The organism is Micromonospora sp. II (assembly GCF_001709195.1).
Classification (GTDB): domain Bacteria; phylum Actinomycetota; class Actinomycetes; order Mycobacteriales; family Micromonosporaceae; genus Micromonospora; species Micromonospora chalcea.
Map to the genome: position 1 here is coordinate 26,988 of NZ_LYXF01000010.1, position 23,450 is coordinate 50,437.

Sequence of the window (23,450 nt, forward strand, 5' to 3'; positions counted from 1 at the left end):
GGTGGTGAGCAGGGCCGGAGCGCCGTTGCGTGTCCCGGGCCACCCGCGGCGCGAACGAGGTGACGCATGAAGGACCCGGCGAACCGGCTGTTCTCCCGTACCCCGGTCCCCGGCGCGCACGACCCCGCCGGGCCGATCGGCTCCCGGCGCACCGGAGGGGGGTTCGGGGTCCTGCCGTTCGTCTCCGAGCCCGGCCCGGGCGCGCCCGCCACCGACGCGACCTGGGCCTGGTCGATCCGCCGGTTCGCCCGCGCGGCGGTCTGGCTGCTGCCCGCGTACGCGGTGCTCTACGGCCTGGTGGCGATGGCCAGCGACGGCGGGGTGGGCAACGACCCGTACCCGGCCGACGGCCGGCCGCTCTACCTGGTCGGCTGGGTCGCCTCGGTGTGGCTCGGGCTGCTCGCCCTGCTCGCGCTCACCGGCCTGCTCGCCGCCACCCGCTGCCGCCGCGTCGCGCTGGCCGGGCTGCTCGCCAGCATCGGCGGGATGGTGCTGATGCTGCCGTTCGCCGGGCTGGCCGAGCAGACGCCGGTGTTCGGCGTGACCGCGCGCGGCATCGTGCTGTTCGGCGCCACGCTCTACAGCGTGGGCTGGTTCCTGACCGGCTGGTCGGTGGCCCGGTCCGGGATGTTCTCCTACGGCGACGGGACCATGCTGATGATCGCCGCCCCGCTGCTCGGCCTGGGCGGCGCGCTGATCGGCTCGCTCCAGACGTTCGGCGCGATCTTCGTGCTGGTCGCCGGCATCGGCATCGGCTACCGCAGCGGCCGCCTGGTGCCCGAGACCATCGCCCGGGACGCGGCGGCCGCCAGCGTCGCCGCCGCTCCGGTGCCGCCCGCGTCACCGAAGGGCCCACTCGGGGCGGGCTGACCGGTTCGGAGCTGGGCGGTTGCCGTGAAGTAACTGACAGTTGCCTGGCGAGGTGGCCGGTAGGCGGCTTTCGTGGCAATCCTTGCCTTCATGCCGTCACCCAGGTCGCCGCTGTCGCGGCTGTTCACCGTGCTGCTGGCCGGCCTGCTCGCCGGGCTCGTCCTCGCGGTCGCCGCGCTTCCCGCCGGACTGCTCGGCGGGTTCGCCGCCCGGGCGGCGCTCGGCGCGTACGCGGACCTGCCCGACGCGCTGCGCACGCCGGCGCAGCCGCAGCGCTCCTACCTCTACGCCAACGACGGCAAGACGCTGATCACCACGTTCTACGACGTGAACCGCACCGACGTGTCGCTGGACGAGATCGCCCCGGTGATGCGGCAGGCGATCATCGCGGCCGAGGACCGGCGGTTCTACTCGCACGGCGGCGCGGACCTGCGCGGCATCGCCCGGGCGCTGGTGGCGAACGTCAAGGGCGGCGGCACCGAGCAGGGCGGCTCCACGCTGACCATGCAGTACGTCCGCAACGTGCTCAAGACCGACCCGAACCGCACGCCGGCGGAGCGGCAGGCCGCCACCGAGCAGACCGTCGGGCGCAAGCTCCAGGAGATCCGGTACGCGAACGCGCTGGAGCAGTCGCTGTCCAAGGACGAGATCCTCAACCGCTACCTCAACATCGCGTACTTCGGCTCCGGTGCGTACGGCGTCGCCGCCGCCAGCCAGCGCTACTTCGGCAAGGCGCCGGCCGACCTGACGCTGGGCGAGGCGGCGCTGCTGGCCGGTCTGGTCCAGTCGCCGGAGGCGTACAGCCCGATCGACGGCGACCTGGACCAGGCGCTGGCCCGCCGGGCGTACGTGCTGGACGCGATGGCCGAGACCGGCGCGATCACCGCCCAGCAGGCCGCTGCGGCGCAGGCGCAGGCGCCCACGCTGCGGCCGACCGCCCAGCCCAACGGCTGCACCGCCACCGCCCAGGGGCACGACGACTGGGGCTTCTTCTGCGACTACCTGCGCCGCTGGTGGCTCACCCAGCCCGCGTTCGGCGCCACCCCCGAGGAGCGCGAGCAGGCGCTGCGCCGGGGCGGCTACCGCGTCGTCACCACGCTGGATGCGAAGATCCAGGAGACCGCGCAGGAGCAGGCCACCAAGGTCTACGGGTACGGCAACAAGCGCGCGCTGCCGATCGCGGCGGTCGAGCCCGGCACCGGCCGGGTGCTCGCCATGGCGGTGAACCGGCACTACAGCCTCGACGCCAACCCGGACGGGCAGGCCAACCACCCGAACACTGTCAACCCGCTGATCTCCGGCGGCGCCAGCGTCGACGGCTACCAGGCCGGCTCGACGTTCAAGATGTTCACCATGCTGGCGGCGCTGGAGGCCGGCAAGCCGCTGTCCACCGGCTTCGACGCCCCCAGCCGGCTGCCCACCCGGTACGCCTCGGACGACGAGGGCAACTGCGACGGCACCTGGTGCCCGGCGAACGCCAACCCGCAGTGGATGGACGGCTACCGGATGATGTGGGACGGCTTCGGCCGCTCCGTCAACACGTACTTCGTCTGGCTGGCCGAACAGGTCGGCGAGGACAAGGTGGTGGAGATGGCGCAGCGCCTCGGCATCACCTTCCGGGCCGACTCCGACGCCACGTTCGCCCGCGACCACGCCGCCGACTGGGGTGCGTTCACGCTCGGCGTGGCCGCCACCACCCCGCTCGACCTGGCGAACGCGTACGCGACGGTGGCCGCCGAGGGCACGTACTGCACGCCGCTGCCGGTGGTCTCGGTGACCACGCCCGACGGCGGCACCGTCGACGTGGGGCAACCGGAGTGCAAGCGGGTCCTCGACCCGGACGTGGCCCGGGCCGCCACCGACGCGGCCCGCTGCCCGGTCGGCCAGCAGTCGGCGTTCGGGCAGTGCAACGGCGGCACCGCCACCGCCGTCGACTCGATCGTCGGCCGCCCGGTCGCCGGCAAGACCGGCAGCTCGGAGCGGAACGCCACGGAGACGTTCGTCGGGTACACCCCGCAGGTCGCCGTGGCCGGCATCGCCGCCAACCCGGACGACGTCACCGACCTGGTCGGCTCCGCCGTGCAGGCGAAGGTGATCGACGCGGTCGCGTGGACCATCAGGACAGCGGTCACCGGCAAGCCGGTGGCCGACTTCACCGCGCCGAGCCGGAYGCTGGTCGGCGACCCGCAGCGTCCGCAGCCGCCCCGGCGGACCGAGCCGGACCGCCGCGAGCAGCGCGAGGACCGCGAGCTGCCCTCCGACGTGCTGCGCTGGCTGCGCGACCGCGGGTAAGGAAGGGCCCCTTCTTAACGCCTCCGGTAGTAAAGGGGCCCCTTCTTAACGCCGCCCCCCCACGGCGCGCGGCCACCCGCCGCCTCGGTCGCCCCGGCCCGCCTTGATCACGTCCTGGCACCAGGTCCACCGGTCCAGCACCGCCACCCGGCCGGTCAGGCGGGCCACCGCCATGGTCCGGGCCATCGCCGCCGCGCGCACCGTCGCCTCCAGCGCCGGATGGACGGTACGGCCGAACAGCGCCACCCCGTCGGCCCGGCCGAGCGCCCGGGCCAGCCGGTTCCACAGTGGCCTCCCACCGGCGTTCTCGAAGTACCGCGCCCGGACACCTCGCCGGCGCAGCCGCTCGGCCAGCGCCTTCGCCTGGTTGGTCCTGCCGGAGCCGTCGACGCCGAGCAACGCGATCATCACAGGTCGGGCCACGCACCCGGATGCTGGCGGCGATCATCAACGGCCGCTGATGATCGACTTGTGATCGACCGGTGACGCCGGGCGACAGGCTTGGGCTCGCCTTCCGGCACCACGGAAGGCGTACCCGAATCGAGGAGGCGTCCATGGAGAAGGCCACGATCGAGCAGGCCGGCAAGAAGAAGCTCTCGCTGAAGGTCCGCAAGCTGGAGCGGCTGGAGACCACCGTCATCCGCGAGAGCAACGGCGCCTGATCCGCGCCGGCACCCCGGTCGCCGCCACCTACCGCGGCGGCCGGGGTGCCGCTTTCCCGTCTTCCGCCGAGCGTTAGTGAGGTTGCGGTCCCATGCTCAAGCCGCGCGTCAAGAGTGTCCACGAGCCCTACACGCTGCCGGGGAACCGGCTGATCATCGGTCTGATGCAGTACGGCGTCGCGTCGGAGATCCAGGACGACGAGGACGGCACGATCGCCCGCATCCTGACGTTGCTGGACGGCACCCGGTACGTGTGGGAGGTCTGCGCGGACCTCGCCGAGACGCACCCGGGCATCGACGAGGGCAGCGTCCGCGAGGTGGTGGACCAGCTCATCGCGCAGGGCTTCGTCGAGGACGCGGCGGCCCCGCTGCCCGACGGGTTCACCGCGGAGGCCGCGCAGCGCTACGACCGGGCCCGGCACTTCTACGCCTGGATCGACACCCAGCCCCGCAGCTCGCCCTTCGAGGTGCAGGCGCGTATCGGGCGGGCGCGGGTCTCCGTACTCGGTCTCGGCGGCACCGGCACGGCGGTCGCGGCCGGACTCGTCGCCAGCGGCGTCGGCGGCCTGCACTGCGCCGACTTCGACGTGATCGACCAGCCGAACCTGACCCGCCAGCTGCTCTACACCGAGAGCGACCTCGGCCAGCCGAAGGTGAAGGTCGCCGTGGACCGGCTGCGGGCGATGAACTCGCACGTCGACGTGACCGGGGAGGAGTGCCGGGTCCGCTCCGCCGACGACCTGGTGCCGCTGATGAACGGGCGGGACGTCTTCGTCCTCTGCGCGGACCGGCCCGTCGACCAGATCCAGGACTGGACGAACGAGGCGGCGCTGCGTACCGGCACGCCGTGGTTCATGGCGCTCTACACCGGGCCGATGACGGTCGTCGGCTCGTTCCTCCCGGGCCGCACCGGGTGCTACACCTGCCTGCGGCGGCGGCCGGACAAGCACGAGATCCAGACCGACGGCACGCCGCTGCGCGGCGGGGAACGACCGAACGCGGTGATCGCCGCCACCGCGAACGTGACCGGTCACCTCTGCGCGCTGGAGGTGCTCTACCACCTCGGCGGGCTGCCCCAGCAGGTCGCCGGGCGGGTCTTCCACCAGAACGCCGCGCGCTGGGACCACCACTACTTCATCGACGTGCCGCGGGACCCGGACTGCCCCTCGTGCGGTCCGCGCGGCGCGTGAGGACCGGGCGATGACGACCACCGGGGTCGAGGCGGCGCCGGATCTGGGCGCCGCGACGCGGGTACGGTTCCACCCGCTGCGGATCCGGCCGTCCGACGACGACCCGGACTCGGTGGTGGTGGGCCGGCCGGAGGTCGGCGAGTTCGTGGAACTGCCCGCGATCGGCGTCCGTGCCGTCGAGCTGCTCGACGGCGGAGCGCCGATCGGCGTGGCCGAGGAACGGATCGCCGCCGACCACGACGTGGAGCTCGACCTCGTGGACCTGGTGCTCGCGCTGCGGGAGGCGGGCCTGGTGGCCGAGGTCGACGGCCGGCCCACCGGCGGCGCCCGCCGCGAGGACCGGCCGCACCTGCCCTGGCTGCGGGCCCGGCACGTGCGCTGGCTGTTCGGCCCGGCGGCGAAGGTGGCCTACGTCGCGCTGGTCGCGGCGACGCTGGCCACAGTGGTACGCCGTCCCGAGCTGCTGCCGTCGTACCGGGACTTCTTCTGGACCGGCTACGTCGGTCTCGCCGTGCTCGTGAACACCGTGCTGTTCTCCGGGACGGCGGTGCTGCACGAGTTCAGTCACCTGGTGGCGGCCCGTTCGCTGGACGCGCCGGCCCGGATCCGGTTCGCCACCCGGCTGCACCATCTGGTCCTGGAGACCGACGTGACGGCGATCTGGTCGGTGCCGCGCCGCCACCGGTACCGCGTCTACCTCAGCGGCCTGCTCTGGGATTCCGCCGTGGTGTGCGCCGCGCTGCTGGTGATGGCGTACGCCCGGCCGCATCCGCTGGTCGGCGGCCTGCTGTCCGCCGTCGTTCTGGTGATCGTCATGTCGATGGCGCTGCAACTGCACGTCTACATGCGTACCGACTGCTACTTCGTCCTGCTGGACCTGCTGCGGTGCCGCAACCTGTTCCAGGACGGCTTCGCGTACGCCCGGCACCTGCTGCGCCGGGGTCTGCACGCGGCGCTTCCCGGCCGGGTGACACCGTCGGCCGGGGACCCCACCGCCGTCCTGCCGCCGCACGAGCGGCGCGCGGTACGGATCTACGCGCTGGCGGTGGTGGCGGGCAGCGCTGTCGCGTTGTCCAGCTTCGTCCTGTTCGGAATCCCGATCGTCGCGCACGGCGCGATCCAGGCCGGCTCGGCCGTGCTGGCCGGCGCGACCGGCGGAAGCCTGCTCGCGGCCGTGGACGGCGCGCTCGTCCTGCTCGTCGAGGGCACGCTCCAGGCGATGTTCCTGGTCACGTTCTACCGCCGTCACTCCCGGCGGCGCCGGGCGCGGGCCACGTCCGGTCAAGCGCCGCACGCCGCGCCGGACCCGATCGGCTGACCACCGACGACGACCGGACACAGTGGTGTGTCCCCCCGGTCACCGCTGGTACGCGTCACCCCCTGGCCTCGCGCGAACTCGTCTAGGGTGGGGCCGGAGGGCGATCTTGACGTGGTCGCCCGGGTCCGCGCGCTTCGGGGGGAGCGAATGGTGCCGGCGGTCATGTTTCGGCTGCTCGGCCCGGTCGAGGTGTGCCTCGACGATCGGACGGTCCGCGTCGGTGGCCCCCGCAGTCAGGCCATGCTCGCCGCGTTGCTGCTGGAAGCCAACCGGATCGTCCCGGTGTCCCGTCTCATGGACGCGGCCTGGGGCGGCCATCCGCCGGCGAGCGCGGACGTCCAGGTCCGCAACCGGGTCGCGGCGGCGCGACGGGCGCTGCGCGCCGCCGGTCTGCCCGGCGACGTGATCGGCACCCACGGCTCCGGATATCTGCTCACCGTCGCCGAGGGTCAACTCGACCTGGACGTCTTCGAGGAACGGGTACGCCGGGCGGAAGGGCTCCTCGACCGGGGCGGCGCCCCGGAGGAGGCGGTGTCCGGGCTGCGCGAGGCGCTGGCGATGTGGCGCGGTCCGGCGCTCGACGGCCTGCGTACGCCGGCGCTCACCGCGGCGGCGCAGCGTCTCGACGAACGGCGGATGACAGTGGTCGAGCGCTGCCTCGGCCTGGAGCTGGGCCTCGGCCGGTACGACAGCGTGATCGGCCGGCTCACCGAGCTGGTCGAGGCGTACCCGTGGCGGGAGTCGCTCGTGGGTCAGCTCATGCGGGCCCTCTACCTGGCGGACCGGCAGGGCGAGGCACTGGACCGGTTCGACCAGTTGCGCCGCCGCCTGGCCGAGGAGCTCGGCATCGACCCCACGGCCCAGCTGATCCGGCTGCGCGACCTGATCCTGCGCAACGACCCCAGCCTCCGGTCGTCGCCCGACGCGGGCCCGGTCGTCGCGCCGCCGGACCGCCCGCCCGCCGGACCGCGCCCGGCCGCCGCCGCCGCACAACACGGAATCGCCGCACAACACGGTGCCGCCGCACAACACGGTGCCGCCGGACCGGACGGGGCCGCGCGCCCGCCGGTCCGGATGCTTCCGGCCGGCCTCACCGACTTCGTCGGCCGGGAGGAACAGATCGCGGCGGTCCTGGAGTGGCTTCCGGAGCGGCCGGCGGTCGCCGTGACGGCGATCAGCGGCCTGCCCGGCGTCGGCAAGACCACCCTCGCGGTCCGGATCGCCCACCAGCTCGGCCCGGCGTACCCCGGTCCGCACCTCTACGTGGACCTGAACGGGCACGACCATCCGGCGCCCCCGGTCGAGGTGCTCGGGCGGTTCCTGCGGGCGCTCGGCGTGCCCGGCGCCCAGATCCCGGCGGACCTGGAGGAACGCGCCGCGCTGTTCCGGGGCGCGATGGCCGAGCGGCCCGGAGTGGTGCTGCTGGACAACGCGGCCGACGCGGCGCAGGTGCGCCCCCTGCTGCCCGGTACGGACACCGTCGTGCTGGTCACGAGCCGGCGCGCGCTCGTCGACGTCGACGGCGCCCACCAGCTGCGGCTGGAGCCGCTGCCCGAGGCGGACGCGCTGCGGCTGCTGGCCGGCATCATCGGCCCGGACCGCGTCGCCGCCGAGCCCGGCTCCGCGTCGGACGTCGTCCACCACTGCGGGCTGCTGCCGCTGGCGGTGCGGATCGCGGGCGCCCGGCTGGCGATACCCGGCGTGCTGTCGCTGCGGCAGGCGGCGGCGCAGCTCGCCGAACTCTCGCACCGGCTGGACCATCTCGCCCGCGCCGACCGCAGCGTACGGGCGGCGTTCCACTCGGCGTACGTGGCGCTGGACGAGCCGGTCCGCCGGCTGCTGCGCCGGTTCGCGGTGCTGGACCTCGACCGGGCGCCGCCGTGGCTGCCCGCCGTCCTGCTCGACGACGAGGCGGGCGCGGCGGACGCGGTCACCGGCCTGGCCGAGGCCAACCTGGTCGAGGTGACCGGACCGGACGAGCTGGGCCAGGTCCGCTATCACCTCCACGATCTGGTCCGCGCCTTCGCCCGGGAACGCGCCGCGCGGGAGGAGGGGCCGCGGGAACGGCCGGAGGTGCTGCGGCGCGTCTTCGGCACCTGGCTGACGCTGACCGAGCAGGCCCGCGTGGCGCTGAGCCAGGAGGGCGGCGCCGTCATCGTCGCCGACCTGCCGAGGTCACCGGCGCCCACCGGCGAGCACCTGCGCGACCCGAAACGCTGGTTCGGCGCCGAACGGGCCGCCCTGCTCGCCGGCATCGAGCAGGCCGCCGCGACGCCCGGCCTGGAGGACTACTCCTGGGCGCTGGCCTGGCACTGCGACTACTACCTGTTCGTCGACGCCCGGGTGGACGACCTGACCCGGGTCACCGAGATCGGGCTGGCGGCCGCCGAGCGCCGGCGGCACCCGGAGGGGATCGCCCGGCTCCGGCTCTGCGTGGCGTTCGCGGCCCTGCTACGCAGTGACCTGGAGGCCGCGCTCGGCTACGCGCGGGCCGCCGCGGCGGCGGCCGAGCCGCTCGCCCAGCCCTGGCTGCGGGCCGACATCGCCGGCGTCGAGAACCAGGTGTACGAAGGGCTGGGCGACCGTCCGGCGGCACGCGCCAGCCTGGTCCGCTCCATCGAGCTGTACCAGGAGGCCGGCGACGAGGTGGCCGCCGGACCGAAACTCGCCCGGCTGGGCGTCCTCCAGTTCCAGGAAGGCGACCCGGCAGCCGGGGAGACGCTCGCCCGGGCCGTCGCGCTGCTGCGGGCCGCCGGCACGCCCCGGCCGCTCGCGTTCGGACTGCGCGCGTCGGGCCGCTGGCACGACCACCGTGGCGCGGTGGACGAGGCCCGGGCGGCGTACCTGGAGGCCCTGGAACTGGTCCGGCGGCACGGTGACCGGCTCGGTGAGGTGGCGCTGCTCAGCGAGGTCGCCGCGATGCTCGCGGGGCACGGCCGGCTGGGCGAGGCGGCCGGATACGCCGACACCGCCCTGGAGCAGGCCCGCGAGATGCGGGTCGCCGCCTACCTGGCCTACGCCCGGTACGCCCAGGGACGGATCAGCCTGATGTCGGGCGACCCGGCGCGGGCGCGGGTCCTGCTCGAACAGGCGGCCGACGACCTGACGGCCAGCCCGCCGCTGCAGCTGGAGGCCCTGATGGACCTGGCCCGGGCGGTGGAGCGGCTGACCGGGGCCGAGGCGGCCCGGGACGTCTGGCGACGCGCCCACGAGGTGGCCGCCCGGATCGGGGCCACCGCCACGGCGGACGAGATCGAGCGGCGGCTGGCCGGACCGTAGCCTGGCCGGGAGTCGTCGGGGCCGGGTTGTCGGATCCGGCCGGGCGGCTCCGACCCACCGGCGAGCGCGCCCGACCGGGACGCGCCGCAACGCGGAGGAACACATCATGGGCACTGTCAGCTACGGGGTGCACACGTCCGTCGACGGCTTCATCGAGGGGCCGAACGGCGAGTTCGACTGGCCGCAGATGGGGGAGGAGCTGTCCGCGTACTCGATCGACCTGGCCGAGCGGGCCGACGCCTTCGTCTACGGGCGGCGGGTGTGGGAGATGATGGCCTCCTACTGGCCGCAGGTCGAGTCGATCTCCGACCACCCGCACGACCTGGCGTTCGCGCCGATCTGGCGGCGTACCCCGAAGATCGTGGTCTCCCGCACGCTCGCCGAGGCTCCCCACGGCGCCGTGGTGGTCGGCGGCGGCGACCTGGCGAAGGAGTTCGCCGAGGTCCGCGAGCGGTTCCCCGGTGACCTGCTGGTCACCGGCGGCACCGGCGCGGCGACGGCGCTGGCCGCGCTGGGGCTCGTCGACACCTACGAGGTGATCGTGCACCCGGTGGTGCTCGGCGGCGGACGGCAGGTGCTGCCCGACCTGGCCCGCCAGCACCTGCGGCTGGTCGAGACGCGTCAGTTCGACGGGCGGTCGGTGCTGCTGCGCTACGCGCGGGCCTGACGCCTCAGCGGCCCCGGCGGCGGGGCCGGTACGTGGCGAGCGCGGCCGGTACGCCGCGGCGCACGATGCCGGCCCGGTCGCTGTCCCCGCGCAGCACCGCCGCGGCGGTCTTGCGGGCCTGCTCGGCGGTGAAGTGCGGCGGCAACATCAGCTCGGCCGGGTCCACCACCGCGTTGACCACCACCGGCCGGTCCGCGTCGAGCACCCGCTGCCACAGGCCGTCCACCCGGTCGGGGGAGTCGACCAGCTCACCGCCGAGGCCCAGCACCTCCGCCCATTTGTGGTACGCCACGTCCGGCAGGTCCTGGCTGTCCGGGAACATCGGGGTGCCCTCGCTGGACCGCTGCTCCCAGCTGACGAACGCGAGGTCACGGTTGTTGAGCACGAGCACCACGAACCGGGGGTCGGCCCACTCCCGCCAGTACTTCGCCACAGTGATCAGCTCGTTGACGCCGTTCATCTGCATCGCGCCGTCGCCGAGCAGCGCGATCACCGGGCGGTCCGGGTGGGCGAACTTCGCCGCCAGCGCGTACGGCATGCCGCCGCCCATGGACAGCAGCGTGCCGGAGAGGCTGGCCAGCATGCCGGGGCGCACGCGCACGTGCCGGGCGTACCAGGCGGTGGCGGTGCCGCAGTCCACGGCGAGCACGGCGTCGTCCGGCAGCGCGTCGTCGAGCGAGGTGAACAGCGACTGCGGGTTGACCGGGTCGGCCGGCTGCGCGGCCACCTCGCGTTGCGCGGCCCGCCACTTGCCGGTGGCGTCGGCGAGGGTGGCCCGCCAGGCGGTCTGGCCCGGCCCCGGGCCCAGCTCCCGGAGCAGGGCGCGCAGCGTCGGTCCGGCGTCGCCGGTCAGGTTCACCTCGGTCGGGTAGCGCAGCCCCATCCGGCTGCCGTCGATGTCGATCTGCACCGCCCGGGCCTGCCCCTCCGGCGGGTAGAACTCCGAGTACGGCATCTGGCTGCCGACGATCAGCAGCCGGTCGCACTCGCGCATGAGTTGCCAGCTGGGGCGGCTGCCGAGCAGGCCGATCGCGCCGGTCACCCAGGGCTGCCGGTGGTCGACGGCGGTGAAGCCGAGCAGCGCGGTGGCCACCCCGGCGCCGAGCCGGTCGGCGATCCGGCGTACCTCGTCCTCGGCGCCCAGCGCGCCCTGCCCGACCAGCATCGCCACCCGCTCGCCGCCGCGCAGCACCTCGGCCGCGCGGCGCACGTCGGCCTCCGGCGGCACTGTCGGCTCGCTGCTCGGCACCGCGCTGGTGTGGTAGTAGCCGTGCGCGTGCGGCGGGTGCGGCACCGCCGGCAGGTCCTGCACGTCGGAGGGAAGGACCAGGGCGGTCACGGTACGCCGGGCCAGCGCGGTGCGGCAGGCCCGGTCCACCAGGTGCCGGGCCTGCGACGGATCGTCGAGCTGGGCCAGGAAGGCCGACGCCACGTCCTTGTAGAGCGAGAGCAGGTCCACCTCCTGGTAGTAGCCGCCGCCCTCGGCGGGCAGCGCGGTGTGCCCGAGCAGCGCCACCACCGGCTGGTGGTCGAGCTTGGCGTCGTAGAGGCCGTTGAGCGCGTGGATCGCGCCCGGGCCGCTTGTCACCACCACGCAGCCGAGCGGGCCGCCGCCGTACTTGACGTGCGCGCCGGCCGCGAAACCGGCGGTCTCCTCGTGCCGGACCTGGATGAACCGGGCGCGTCCCTCGGCGCGTTGCAGCGCCGAGGTCATGCCGTTGATCCCGTCGCCCGGGTAGCCGTAGTAGCGATGCACGCCCCACTCGGCGAGCCGGGCCACCAGGTAGTCGGCGACTGTGGCGTCGCGGGGGAGGTTGCCGTCGTGATCCGCGCCCATCGTGGTCCCTCCGTCGCGTCGGCCTTCCGGCTCCGTTCCCCGCCCGGGGCGGCGGAAACCCGGCCCGTGCCGGAGCGGCCCGGCGGGCCGGGCAGAATCGCGTGGTGCCCGTCCACGAGATCACCGACCCCGACGACGACCGGATCGCCGACTATCGCGCGCTCACCGACGTGGAGCTGCGTACCCGCTGGGAACCGCCGCACGGGCTGTTCATCGCCGAGGGGGAGCTGGTGCTGCGGCGGGCGCTGCGGGCCGGCTACCCGGCCCGGTCGTACCTGGTCGACGCCAAGCGCGTGGACCAGCTCGCCGATCTGGACACCGGTGACGCGCCGGTGTACGCGGCCACGCCGGACGTCCTCCAGCGCGCCACCGGCTTCCACGTGCACCGGGGCGTGCTCGCGTCGTTCCACCGCAAGCCGCTGCGCTCGGCCGACGAGGTGCTGGCCGCCGCCCGGCGGGTGGTGATCCTGGAGGACGTCAACAACCACACCAACCTGGGCGCGATCTTCCGGGGCGCGGCAGCGCTCGGCGTCGACGCGGTGCTGCTGTCGCCGACCTGCGCCGACCCGCTCTACCGGCGCAGCGTACGGGTCAGCATGGGCGAGGTGTTCGCGGTGCCGTACGCGAAGCTCGACAGCTGGCCCGGCGGGCTGGACCAGGTCCGCGCGGCCGGGTTCACCGTGCTCGCGATGACGCCCGCGCCTGATGCCGTACCGATGCAGCGGCTGACCCCGGCGCAGCGCGAGCGGGCGGCGTTGCTGCTCGGGGCGGAGGGGCCGGGACTGACCGCGGCGGCGCAGGCCGCCAGCGACGTGCGGGTGGTGATCCCGATGCGGCGCGGCGTGGACTCGCTGAACGTGGCCGCCGCGGCGGCGGTGGCGTTCTGGGAGCTGGGGCGGGACGACCCGCTCTGACGACCGGCTTGCATGACCATGCGACGGCGTGCATAATCTTCCTTGTGTCCAAGGTTCTCACCTCCCTGCCCATCGGCGAACGTGTCGGCATCGCCTTCTCCGGCGGCCTCGACACCTCGGTCGCGGTCGCGTGGATGCGCGACAAGGGCGCCATCCCGTGCGCCTACACCGCCGACATCGGCCAGTACGACGAGCCCGACATCGCCTCGGTGCCCGGCCGCGCCCACACCTACGGCGCCGAGGTCGCCCGCCTCGTCGACTGCCGCGCCGCCCTGGTCGAGGAAGGACTGGCGGCGCTGACCTGCGGCGCCTTCCACATCCGCTCCGGCGGGCGGGCCTACTTCAACACCACGCCGCTGGGCCGGGCCGTGACCGGCACGCTGCTCGTGCGCGCGATGATCGCCGACGACGTGCAGATCTGGGGCGACGGCTCGACGTTCAAGGGCAACGACATCGAGCGGTTCTACCGGTACGGCCTGCTGGCCAACCCGCAGCTGCGGATCTACAAGCCGTGGCTGGACACCGACTTCGTCACCGAGCTGGGCGGCCGCACCGAGATGTCGGAGTGGCTGCTGGAGCGCGGCCTGCCCTACCGGGACAGCACCGAGAAGGCGTACTCCACCGACGCCAACATCTGGGGCGCCACCCACGAGGCCAAGACGCTCGAACACCTGGACACCGGCATCGAGACGGTCGAGCCGATCATGGGCGTGAAGTTCTGGGACCCGTCCGTGGAGATCCCCACCGAGGACGTCACCATCGGCTTCGACCAGGGCCGCCCGGTGACGATCAACGGCAAGGAGTTCGGCAGCGCCGTCGACCTGGTGCTGGAGGCCAACGCCATCGGCGGCCGGCACGGCCTGGGCATGTCCGACCAGATCGAGAACCGGATCATCGAGGCCAAGAGCCGGGGCATCTACGAGGCCCCCGGCATGGCGCTGCTGCACGCCGCCTACGAGCGGCTCGTCAACGCCATCCACAACGAGGACACGCTCGCCAACTACCACAACGAGGGCCGCCGCCTCGGCCGCCTCATGTACGAGGGCCGCTGGCTGGACCCGCAGGCGCTGATGCTGCGCGAGTCGCTGCAGCGCTGGGTCGGCACCGCGGTCACCGGCGAGGTCACGCTGCGGCTGCGCCGGGGCGAGGACTACTCGATCCTCGACACCACCGGCCCGGCGTTCAGCTACCACCCGGACAAGCTGTCGATGGAGCGCACCCAGGACTCGGCGTTCGGCCCGGCCGACCGGATCGGCCAGCTCACCATGCGCAACCTCGACATCGCCGACTCGCGGGCCAAGCTGGAGCAGTACGCCTCCGTCGGCATGGTCGGCGGCGGCAACCCGCAGCGGGTCGTGGGTGCCGCCCAGGCCGCTTCGACCGGGCTGATCGGCGCCATGCCGCAGGGCGGCGCCGAGGCCATCGCGTCCCGGGGCGTGCCCACCGCCGAGGACGAGGCGCTCGACCGGGCCGCCATGGAGTTCGGCGTCGACTGATCCCGCAGCCCGGCCGGCTCGTCCTCCCCGGCGAGCCGGCCGGTGCGGCCCTCGGCAACGACGGTGACGCAGGGTAGCGTGTCGCCCGTGTTCCCTACCGTGCGTGAGGTCCTGGACCTGGTGCCGATGCGCCACGGTGCGCCGCGCCTGGTCGCCGGGAACGCCGGGCTGGACCGGCCGGTGCGGTGGGTGCACATCGCCGAGGTGCCCGACATCGCCACCCTGCTCGGCGGCGGGGAACTGGTCCTGACCACCGGGATCGGGCTGCCGGCCGACGACGCCGGGCTGCGCGAGTTCATCGGCACCCTGGCCGACGTCGGCGCCTCCGGACTGGTGGTCGAGCTGGGCCGCCGGTACCTCACCGGAGTGCCCCGGGTGATGGCCGCCGCCGCCGAACGCCGCGGCCTGCCCCTGATCGAGCTGCGCCGGGGCACCCCGTTCGTCCGGATCACCGAGGCGGTGCACGGGCTGATCGTGGACGCCCAGCTCACCGAGCTGCGCGCCACCGAGGAGATCCACCAGCGGTTCACCGACCTGTCGGTGGAGGGCGCCGAACCGGCCGAGGTGCTGCGGCAGGCCGCCGAACTGGCCGGCTGCCCGATGGTGCTGGAGAACCTGTCCCGGCAGGTGCTCGCGTACGACCCGGCGGGGGAGAACGCGGAACTGCTGCTGGACGGCTGGGAACAGCACTCCCGGCAGATCCGCCCGGCCGGGCGCACCGCGTACGACCCGGGCAGCGGCTGGCTCGTCACCACAGTCGGGGCGCGCGGGCAGGACTGGGGACGGCTGCTGCTGCGCTGGCCCGTCGCCGAGTCCACCCCGCCGACCCGGCTGACCATCCTGATCGAGCGGGCCGCCTCCACGCTGGCCCTGGGGCGGCTGATCCGGCGCGACGCCGAGGGCCTGGAACGGCAGATCCACCGTACGCTGCTGACCGCGCTCATCGACCACTCCCGCCCGGTGGACGAGGTGGCGTTGCGCGCCAAGGCGCTGGGCGTCGTCCTGGACCGACGGCACCTGGTCGGCGTGGTGGTCCGGCACCGTGGCGACGAGCCGGCCGCCGGCCCGGGCGCCGACGCCGACCCCGAGGCCGGTCCGGCCCGCCTGCGCGACCTCGCCGAGGCGGTCGGCCAGGCCGTGCGGGACGCCAAACTCACCGCCCTGACCAGCGCCGTCGACGACCATGCGGTGGGGGCGCTGCTGGCCCTGCCCGACGCGGCCGACGAGGAGAAGGCACTCGCCGCGTTCGCCACGGCGTTGCGCCGGGTACGCCTCGACGCCGCCCCGTCCCGCCCTCCGGCCACCCGTACCGTGGTGGCGGCCGGTTCGGGCGTGGGCAGTCTGCGCGAGGCGCGCCGCTCACTCGTCGAGGCGCGTCAGATCGCCGAGGCGGCGCGGCGGGACCCCCGAGACCTGCCCTGCTACCGGCTGCCGCACGTCGGGTTGGCCGGTCTGCTGCACCTGCTGCGCGACGAGCCCCGGCTGCAGACGTTCGTCGAGCGCGAACTCGGGGCACTGCTCGCGTACGACGCCCAGCACCCGCGTGAGCAGTTGCTCGGCACGCTGCGCGCGTACCTGGAGCAGGGGCGGAACAAGTCGGCGGGCGCTGCCGCGGCGCACCTTTCCCGGCCGGCGTTCTACGAGCGGTTGGCCCGGATCGGCCGCATCCTCGACGCCGACCTGGACTCGGTCGACAGGTGCTTGTCCCTGCACGTGGCCCTGCTGGCCCTCGACGCCATCCGAACCCCCTGACCCACCCCCGGGCCGTCACGCCGGTCCCGCCGACCCCGCCGATCTTGGACTTGTGGCGCCCAGGATGCCCAGAACCGCGGCTTATGCGCGCCGCCACAACTCCAAGATCGATGGGGCCGAGGCGGTGATCATGAGGTTAGGCCGGTGTTTTGCCCGGATTCGCCCCGCCAACTTCATGATCAACGCGGCGGGCGGGCGGGGGGTGGGGGTGGGGGTGGGTCAGGTTAGGGCGGTCAGGGTTTTGGCGTAGGGGGGCGGGACGAAGTTCGGGCCGGCGGGGGTGAACACGTCGGAAGTGGCGGCCGCCTGCCAGGCGGTGTCGGGCAGGGCCGCGACCAGGGCGCGTACCACCGGGGCGTCGCGCCACTGGTCCTGCTGGGCGAGCAGGCTCAGCGCGACCACCGACTCCTCCACCTCGCCGACGCACTCGAACGGCTTGTGCCCGTCGACGCCGAGCAGCTCCCGGTAGCCGGGCACCTGGGACTCGTCGGCCAGCAGGTCGCCGCCGAAGATGCCGGTCAGCCGCTCCCGGGGCATGAACGGGGCCATGGCGAGGAACACGAAGCGGCACTTCGGGCAGTCCCGGCACCAGCGCTCGCTCGCGTCGCGCAGCTTGAACGCGGCGTTGCAGCTGGTCACCACCGCGTCGTACCGGTCGATCTCGGCGAACAGCCGGGCGATGTGCAGCTCGGACAGGGAACGCAGCAGCGAGAAGTACGGCTCGGTGAGCCCGGCGTGCTCGGCCAGCGCCGCGCGCAGCAGCCCTTCCGCCTCGACGCCCTTGGACCACTGATGGTTGATCTCGTGGCCGTTCCAGATCAGGTTCGGGTCGGACGCCGAGCGCTCGTTCGACATCACCACCGGGCCGAGCCCGTGCAGGACGGCGGTGGCCACGGCGATCAGCGAGTTGATCGCGGTGACCGGAATGTGCCCGTTGCGCGCGCCGGCCGCGTTCAGCTCGAACAGCACCGGGTCCAGCCGCCGCCGGGCGGCCAGCGGCACCAGGTCCGACGCCTCGTTCACCGCCACGATCACGTGGTTCGGGTTGACCGAGAAGGGCACCGGGTCGAGGCCGGCGCGGCGCAGCGCCTCCAGCGTGACGATGGAGTCCTTGCCGCCGCCCACCGCCGACAGCGGCCGCCGGTCGGAGTTGTCCAGCGCCGCCGCCGGAGCCACCGTCCCGGCGGGCACCTCGGGGCGCAGCTCCAGCACGTGCGGCAGCTCGTTGCGGTACGCGTACTCGGCGAGGCCCTTGGTGTAGACGGCGGTGACCAGCTCGACGGCGGCGGCGCCCAGCGGCGCGGGCAGCACCAGCCGGGGTGGCGCGGCGGCCTTGTAGTAGCTGACGCCGGCGACCACGTGCAGCAGCTCCAGGACCCGCGCCAGGGTTGCCGCTGTGGCGTCGGGGACCGGCTCGGCCGGCAGCGGGAGCGTGATCACCTCGGTGAATCGCTGCTCGCCGTCGGGACCGGTCAGGGCGTAGTCGAACAGGACCTCGCCGGTGGCGAAGTCGATCGAGTAGGACGGGAAGGTGAAGGCGTCCATCCGCCGCAGCTGCTCGTTGGGCACACGCCATACTAGGCCCTGGTTCGTCCGCCCGTGTCCGGCTGGGCCGACCCCCACCGCCGTGCACCGACCGAGTCCGAGGAGAGCCCGTGCGCCTGTCTGATCTGCGCGGACGTCATGTCGCCGTCTGGGGCGCCGGCCGCGAGGGCCGGGCCGCGGTGACCGCGATCGCCGCGCACGGGCCGGCCGGCCTGGTCGTCGTCGACGACAGCGCCAACTTCCTCACGCTGCCCTGGGAAGGTCCGCTGGCCGACGCGGCGCCGCTGGTGACCGGCGAGGCGGGCTTCGACCGGCTGGCCGCCGCGGACGTGGTGGTCCGCTCGCCGGGCGTGCCGAACACGCACCCGTGGATGGTGGAGCTGCGCCGCCGGTCCGTGCCCGTCACGCAGGGCAGCGCGCTGTGGATGGCCGACCACGCGGACCGGACCGTCGGGGTGACCGGCAGCAAGGGCAAGAGCACCACGTCCAGCCTGATCAGCCATCTGCTCACCGCGATGGACCGGCCGAACGTGTTCGGCGGCAACATCGGGGTGCCGCTGCTGGACCTGCCGGAGGCGGAGCTGTACGTGCTGGAGCTGTCCAGCTACCAGTGCGCCGACCTGACCGACTCGCCCCGGGTGGCGGTGGTGACAGCGCTGTTCCCCGAGCACCTGGACGCGCACGGCGGTGAGCGGGAGTACTACCGGGACAAGCTGAACCTGGTCGCGCACGGCCCGCACGCCGTGGTGGTCAACGGCGCCGACCCGCGCCTGGCCGCGGAGCTGGGCGACCGGGCCGCGATCCGGGCCGGCTCACCGGACACCACGCACGTGTCCTCCGGCCCGGACGGCACGCAGTGGTTCCACCTGCGGGACACGCCGCTGTTCCCGCGCGCGGTGCTGCCGCTGGTCGGGCGGCACAACGAGGGCAACCTCTGCGTCGCGCTCGCCGTGCTGGACGCGCTCGGCGTCGACGTGGTGGCGCGCAAGGACAGCCTCGCCGTCGCGGTCGCCGAGTTCCAGGGCCTGGCGCACCGGCTCACCGAGATCGCCGACCCGTCCGGGCTGACGTTCGTCGACGACACGCTCGCCACCAGCCCGTACGCGGCCATGCACGCGATCGACGCGTACGAGGGGCGGCCGTTGACGGTGATCGTCGGCGGCGCCGACCGGGGGCTGGACTACAGCCCGTTGCGCGCGCACCTGGCCGAGCGGGAGATCACCGTGATCGGCGTGCCGGACAGCGGCCCCCGCATCGTGGAGGCGCTGTCCGGGCTGCCGTCGGTGCGTACCGAGCTGGCCGACGACCTGGTCGCCGCCGTCGGGCTGTCCCGCAAGCTCACCCCGGCCGGCGGGGTGGTGCTGCTGTCCCCGGCCGCGCCGAGCTACGGCCGGTTCCGCAACTTCGAGCACCGCTCCGAGGTGTTCGCGCAGGCGGTGGCGGACACCGCCCGCTGAGTCAGCCGCGTTCCGCCCGGGCGTCCCGCGACGGCCCCGGCTCGGCCGACAGGAGCGCGTCGAGCGACTCGGTGGGCGCCGAGCTGTCCACCGGTTCACGCGGCCCGGGCGCGGTGGCGGCGACCGCCGTGCCGGCGGCGGGTGTCGCCTCGGCGCGGGCCGGCCGCTGCTTGACCGGGGTCCAGGCGAACGCGAGCGCCCCGCCCACCAGCGCCAGCAGCATGCCGACCAGGAACCCGCCTAGGTTCGAGGTCAGCCAGGAGACCAGCCCGAGCACCAGGGAGAGCACCGCGTAGAAGACCCGTTGCTGCGGGGTGGTGATCAGCAGCACGCCGCAGATCACCAGGATCGCCGGGACCAGGTACGCGGCCAGGCCCTGCGGCCCGACGTGCAGCAGGACGCCGAGCGGCGCGCGCAGCGTCACCAGCATCTCCGCGCCGCCGAGCGCGATGAGCAGCCCGGCGGTGAACGGTCGCGCGCGCCGCCAGCGCCGCCAGCGTGCGCGGACGCCGGCGGCCGTGTGCTGTCCCGGGCTCATGTCAGCACCCGTCGGAGCTGAAGCCCATGCGCAGGTTGGGCAGCGTGAAGATCGCGGCGGTGGTGGCGTAGTTGTTCTGCCGCAGGTTGGTGATGGTCACCGTGTCGGCCTGCTGGGCGAACACGCCCGGGTTGCCCTTGACCCCGGGGACCTTGTCGACGGTGCTGGCGTCCTGCCCGACGTCGATGTTCTTGAAGGAGGCGTTGCCGGCGATCTCGTCGCCGTCGACCACGAGCGTGCGGGCGGTCACCGGCTTGCCGGAATTGCCGGCGGTGATCCGCAGGTTGGTTCCGCCGAGGTTGATGCTCTGGCAGAGGTTCGTCAGTTCGGCCTTGTCGATGGCCGAGACGATCACGAGCACCTGCCCGCCGGTGTCGCCCTGGTTGGGGCTGTCCGGGATCATCTGGTCGAGCGTGGCGAACTGCTCGAACCCGGTCCCCTCCAGTTTGTCGGCGGTGACGGTGAACGGCATGCCCGAGATGGCGAACTGCGCGCCGAGGACACCCTGCGCGGTGAGCATCACCATGCCGGCCGCGCCGACGGTCACGGTGCCGAGCGTGACGGCGAACCGGCGCCAGCGTACGCCGCTTCTCGGTTGATCGATCTGCTCCGACATGCTGGCTCCCTTTCGAGATCAATTCATCCGCGACGATGTGAATTGGATTCGCGGGGCGTCCGCGCCGGGTGGGCGCAGGCCGAAGTTACCGCTGAGTAAAGGGCCGGTCAACTGCCTGTAGCAGATCATTGGACGGCATTTGCCAAAAGCGGCCAAAGTGAAAAACCGCTGCGGTTTCTGATCGGTCAGGGATGAGCGGGCGGCGCGCACGGCGCCGTGGCGGCCGGTCCGTCGTCCGGTCGGGCGGCCCGGGCGGCGCGCCGGGCGCCCTCGGGACCGAGGAACGGCGCGGTGGCCGCGTACGTGAGCACCGGCAGCAGCGCCGGCAGCTCGTCGGCCCGCCCCTGCGCCACCCGCTCACGGATGGTGGCGTGGATGCCGCCGACCACAGTGGACACCAGCGCGTCGCGATCGACCTCCGCCGGCTCCGGACCGGTGCCGGCGAAGAACCGGCGGAAGCTGCGCAGCAGCGCGTCGCGTTCCCGGCGCGCGTCCGGGCCGGCCGCGTCCACCTCGACGAGTGCCATCCGGGCGAACGCGGGCACGCTCGCCAGCACGTCGAGCAGCGTGCGCAGCGCCGCGCGTGCCGCGTCCGGCCAGGCCGGGCCGGCGTCGCGGTAGGCGTCCTCCATCAGGTGCGACACCACCGCGATGCCGTGCCGGTACGCGGCCAGGAACGCGTCCTGCTTGCCGTTGAACAGCGCGTAGAACGCGGGCCGGGTGACTCCGGCCGCGTGGCAGATGTCGCTGACCCGGGCGTTGTCGTACCCCCGGGCGGCGACCTCCCGGACCAGCCCGTCGAAGAGGCGGTCGCGCTGGGTCGCCGCCACCTCCTCGGCCGGCACCCGGCGCGGGCCGCGCTTGATGGCGCGGTCCGGGTCGCGGCCGTGGCGGGCGCCCGGCAGGGGTGCGGGTGCCGGTGACGGCGGGCTCGGGATGGTCACCTGTCGACCTCTCTCGATGCGTTGACTTTACGACCCTCCGGGGTTTATAACTTTCGACACGCTCAGTTCACGCCCCGTCACCGCTGGTGATCTCTCCTCGTCGGTCACCCCGTACGTGTCGAAGGAGGGCCGGATGGCTGCCATTATCGCCGCGCGCACCCGTCCCCCCAAGGCCGGAAAGACCGAGGTGACGCGGCGTCGCCGCACTGCGCCACGCCGCCCGGCCCGCTGAGGCCGCAACGGCGCACCACCACCATCGGCGGCCCGGCCGCCGCACCCACCGGCTCCGTCCATCCCGGACGCCGCCGGAACCGTTTCCTGTCCCACCGCCGGAAGGAACAACCATGCCCAGGTACGGACGCATCGGCGCGGGTCTCGCCGCCCTGGCGCTGCTGACCGGTCTGGTCGGCGCCGCCCCCGCCACCGCCGCACCCACCACCTCGCTGGCCAGCAACGTGCTGACCTACCCGACCGTCGCCGGCACCGCCGTGTCCGTGGGCGACGTCATCCAGGCCAGCCTGCGCAGCGGCACGAACGCCACGTTCTACTCCTCGTCCAGCGGCACCACCGGCATCAAGTGCGCCGCGTCCAGCTTCAGCGCCAAGGTGCTGACCAACCCGACCGCCCCCGGCACCGCGACCGAGAGCCTGACCGCGCAGTCGTTCTCCAGCTGCACCACGAACGTCTTCGGCACCACCGGCGTGCAGAGCATCACCGTGAACAACCTGCCGTACACCACGTCGGTGACCAGCGCCGGCGTGGTCACCATCGCCGGCACGGCGGCCGCGCCGATCCAGAGCACCGTCGTGCTCAACTCGCTGCTCGGCGCGATCACCTGCGTCTACCGCACCAGCACGAACACGCTGACCGGTACGGCGTCCAACGGCACCAACTCGATCACCTTCACCAACCAGACCCTGACCAAGTTCTCCGGCCCGTCGCTGTGCTTCGGCACCGCGTACTTCACCGCCTCGTACTCGCCGGTGAAGGACACCAGCAAGACCGGCAGCCCGGCGGTCTACGTCAACTGACACCCGCTCCCGGGCCGGTGCGCGGCGGTACGCCGGGCGCCGGCCCGCACGCCGGTTCAGCCGGCCGTCAACGTGGCGTGCAGCGCGCGCATCGACCGCAGCGCCGACCGGATCTCCTGCAGGTAGCGGCCCGGCGTCAGGGTCGGCTCCGGCACGTCGACAGCGGCCCGGGCGGCCGGGTCCACGCCGACCGTCTCGATGCCGCACCCGTACGGCACGGCGAGCGTCCGCAGCGCGTCGCAGTGCTGGAACGGCACGTAGATCGGTGCGGTCACCATCAGCACCTCGTCGCCCGCGCGCAGCCGCACGTGCTCGGCCCAGAACCGTTGCGTGTCGGCGGTGTGCGCGCGACGCCGGTCCGGCTCGCTCGACGGCGCGGCGAGCACCCGTACCGGGGGCAGCCCGGCCGGCCGGTAGGTGCGCGAGGACCAGGACCGGTGCGGATGACCGGCGGGCTCGCCGCGCTCGTCGTCCGGCTCGGCCACCCCGCACGCCAGCCGCACCCCGGCGTCGAGGACGTCGACCTCGGTGGCGCAGCCGGACACCCCGGCCGCGTCGAGCGTGCGGCACTCGGCCGCCGAGAGCGGCCGGAAACTGCCCAGCACCGCCACCTCGCCGGTCACCCCGGCCGCCGTCCGGGCCAGCATCGCCGCGTACGCGGTGCGCCGCAGGCAGGCGTGCGCCAGCCCGCCGAGCACCAGCAGGTGCGCGTACCCGGATCGGGCCGGCGCGACGGCGCGGACCAGGCCCAGCGTGGCGGCCGCGCGCAGCACCAGCCCGGCGGTGGCCGGGTCGAACGCCGGCTCCCGGGCGTCCGGGCGTTCCCGTCCCTGCCGGAAGTCCCAGCGGCGGGCGGAGAACACGTCCAGGCCGGCCAGCACCGCCGCGAGGTCGCCGTCGGGCCAGTCGCCGCCGAAGTGCGCCACCAGATCCCGCACCGGGGCGGACTCCACCCAGGACCGGATCCCGGCCAGGAGGTCCGCCCGCGTCGTCCCCGCCACGCCGCCCGGCAACGTCACCTGATCCGTCCGCACCCGCCGGA

18 protein-coding genes are annotated in these 23,450 nt (G+C 73.9%); 11 read left to right on the top strand and 7 right to left on the bottom strand.

Going from position 1 to position 23,450, the window contains the following annotated elements; translation table 11 throughout:
- Positions 1-66: 66 nt before the first annotated feature.
- The gene (locus A8711_RS06480) at positions 67-870 is read left to right on the top strand and encodes a hypothetical protein (RefSeq protein WP_043329731.1); all 804 of its coding nucleotides are present in this window, start codon (positions 67-69) and stop codon (positions 868-870) included.
- 90 nt (positions 871-960) lie between these two features.
- Positions 961-3,162 carry a transglycosylase domain-containing protein gene (locus A8711_RS06485; protein WP_255365601.1) on the top strand — a complete coding sequence of 734 codons (2,202 nt, stop codon included), beginning with the start codon at positions 961-963 and terminating at the stop codon, positions 3,160-3,162.
- Positions 3,163-3,207: 45 nt separating this feature from the next.
- On the opposite strand, the gene A8711_RS06490 is transcribed toward A8711_RS06485, so the two are convergent.
- Positions 3,208-3,585: a hypothetical protein gene (locus A8711_RS06490; RefSeq protein ID WP_233607880.1), complete on the bottom strand. Its 378-nt coding sequence runs from the start codon at positions 3,583-3,585 to the stop codon at positions 3,208-3,210.
- Between the two features lie 331 nt (positions 3,586-3,916).
- Between A8711_RS06490 and A8711_RS06495 the strand changes: the two genes are divergently transcribed.
- The 4 genes from A8711_RS06495 to A8711_RS06510 all read left to right on the top strand — a co-directional run bounded on the left by A8711_RS06495 (position 3,917) and on the right by A8711_RS06510 (position 10,278).
- On the top strand, positions 3,917-5,014 hold the full coding sequence (locus tag A8711_RS06495) for a TOMM precursor leader peptide-binding protein (protein WP_051611437.1): 1,098 nt from the start codon (positions 3,917-3,919) through the stop codon (positions 5,012-5,014).
- 10 nt (positions 5,015-5,024) lie between these two features.
- The gene (locus tag A8711_RS06500) at positions 5,025-6,332 is read left to right on the top strand and encodes a hypothetical protein (protein WP_069087718.1); all 1,308 of its coding nucleotides are present in this window, start codon (positions 5,025-5,027) and stop codon (positions 6,330-6,332) included.
- A 162-nt stretch (positions 6,333-6,494) separates the two neighbouring features.
- On the top strand, positions 6,495-9,611 hold the full coding sequence (locus tag A8711_RS06505) for a BTAD domain-containing putative transcriptional regulator (protein ID WP_158629878.1): 3,117 nt from the start codon (positions 6,495-6,497) through the stop codon (positions 9,609-9,611).
- Positions 9,612-9,717: 106 nt separating this feature from the next.
- Positions 9,718-10,278, top strand: coding sequence for a dihydrofolate reductase family protein (locus A8711_RS06510; protein ID WP_064445359.1), 561 nt, complete (start codon positions 9,718-9,720; stop codon positions 10,276-10,278).
- A 4-nt stretch (positions 10,279-10,282) separates the two neighbouring features.
- Here the strand turns inward: A8711_RS06510 and A8711_RS06515 are convergent, their stop codons facing one another.
- The gene (locus A8711_RS06515; RefSeq protein WP_069087720.1) at positions 10,283-12,115 is read right to left on the bottom strand and encodes a thiamine pyrophosphate-requiring protein; all 1,833 of its coding nucleotides are present in this window, start codon (positions 12,113-12,115) and stop codon (positions 10,283-10,285) included.
- Between A8711_RS06515 and A8711_RS06520 the strand changes: the two genes are divergently transcribed.
- From A8711_RS06520 to A8711_RS06530, 3 genes are all read left to right on the top strand, one after another.
- Positions 12,073-13,029 carry a TrmH family RNA methyltransferase gene (locus A8711_RS06520; protein WP_369830103.1) on the top strand — a complete coding sequence of 319 codons (957 nt, stop codon included), beginning with the start codon at positions 12,073-12,075 and terminating at the stop codon, positions 13,027-13,029. The genes A8711_RS06515 and A8711_RS06520 overlap by 43 nt on opposite strands.
- A 44-nt stretch (positions 13,030-13,073) precedes the next feature.
- A complete protein-coding gene (gene argG / locus A8711_RS06525; protein WP_064445361.1) occupies positions 13,074-14,525 on the top strand; it encodes an argininosuccinate synthase in 1,452 nt (483 codons plus the stop codon).
- Positions 14,526-14,603: 78 nt separating this feature from the next.
- Positions 14,604-16,277 (top strand): PucR family transcriptional regulator ligand-binding domain-containing protein, encoded by a 1,674-nt coding sequence (locus A8711_RS06530; RefSeq protein ID WP_069087721.1) that lies wholly within the window; start codon positions 14,604-14,606, stop codon positions 16,275-16,277.
- Positions 16,278-16,496: 219 nt separating this feature from the next.
- On the opposite strand, the gene A8711_RS06535 is transcribed toward A8711_RS06530, so the two are convergent.
- Positions 16,497-17,846 (bottom strand): hypothetical protein, encoded by a 1,350-nt coding sequence (locus A8711_RS06535; RefSeq protein WP_043329741.1) that lies wholly within the window; start codon positions 17,844-17,846, stop codon positions 16,497-16,499.
- 86 nt (positions 17,847-17,932) lie between these two features.
- Between A8711_RS06535 and murD the strand changes: the two genes are divergently transcribed.
- Positions 17,933-19,279: a UDP-N-acetylmuramoyl-L-alanine--D-glutamate ligase gene (murD, locus tag A8711_RS06540; RefSeq protein WP_043329742.1), complete on the top strand. Its 1,347-nt coding sequence runs from the start codon at positions 17,933-17,935 to the stop codon at positions 19,277-19,279.
- Position 19,280: 1 nt separating this feature from the next.
- Here the strand turns inward: murD and A8711_RS06545 are convergent, their stop codons facing one another.
- The 3 genes from A8711_RS06545 to A8711_RS33050 all read right to left on the bottom strand — a co-directional run bounded on the left by A8711_RS06545 (position 19,281) and on the right by A8711_RS33050 (position 21,377).
- Positions 19,281-19,817 carry a DUF6114 domain-containing protein gene (locus A8711_RS06545; protein ID WP_069087722.1) on the bottom strand — a complete coding sequence of 179 codons (537 nt, stop codon included), beginning with the start codon at positions 19,815-19,817 and terminating at the stop codon, positions 19,281-19,283.
- Between the two features lies 1 nt (position 19,818).
- Positions 19,819-20,433, bottom strand: coding sequence for a DUF6230 family protein (locus tag A8711_RS06550; protein WP_030500319.1), 615 nt, complete (start codon positions 20,431-20,433; stop codon positions 19,819-19,821).
- 185 nt (positions 20,434-20,618) lie between these two features.
- Positions 20,619-21,377, bottom strand: a complete 759-nt coding sequence (locus tag A8711_RS33050) for a TetR/AcrR family transcriptional regulator (protein WP_043329745.1) — start codon at positions 21,375-21,377, stop codon at positions 20,619-20,621.
- Between the two features lie 344 nt (positions 21,378-21,721).
- Between A8711_RS33050 and A8711_RS06560 the strand changes: the two genes are divergently transcribed.
- Positions 21,722-22,408 (top strand): hypothetical protein, encoded by a 687-nt coding sequence (locus A8711_RS06560; RefSeq protein WP_030500321.1) that lies wholly within the window; start codon positions 21,722-21,724, stop codon positions 22,406-22,408.
- A gap of 56 nt (positions 22,409-22,464) precedes the next feature.
- On the opposite strand, the gene A8711_RS06565 is transcribed toward A8711_RS06560, so the two are convergent.
- Entirely contained in the window at positions 22,465-23,427 is a 963-nt protein-coding gene (locus A8711_RS06565; RefSeq protein ID WP_069087723.1) for a hypothetical protein, read from the bottom strand.
- Positions 23,428-23,450: the final 23 nt, after the last annotated feature.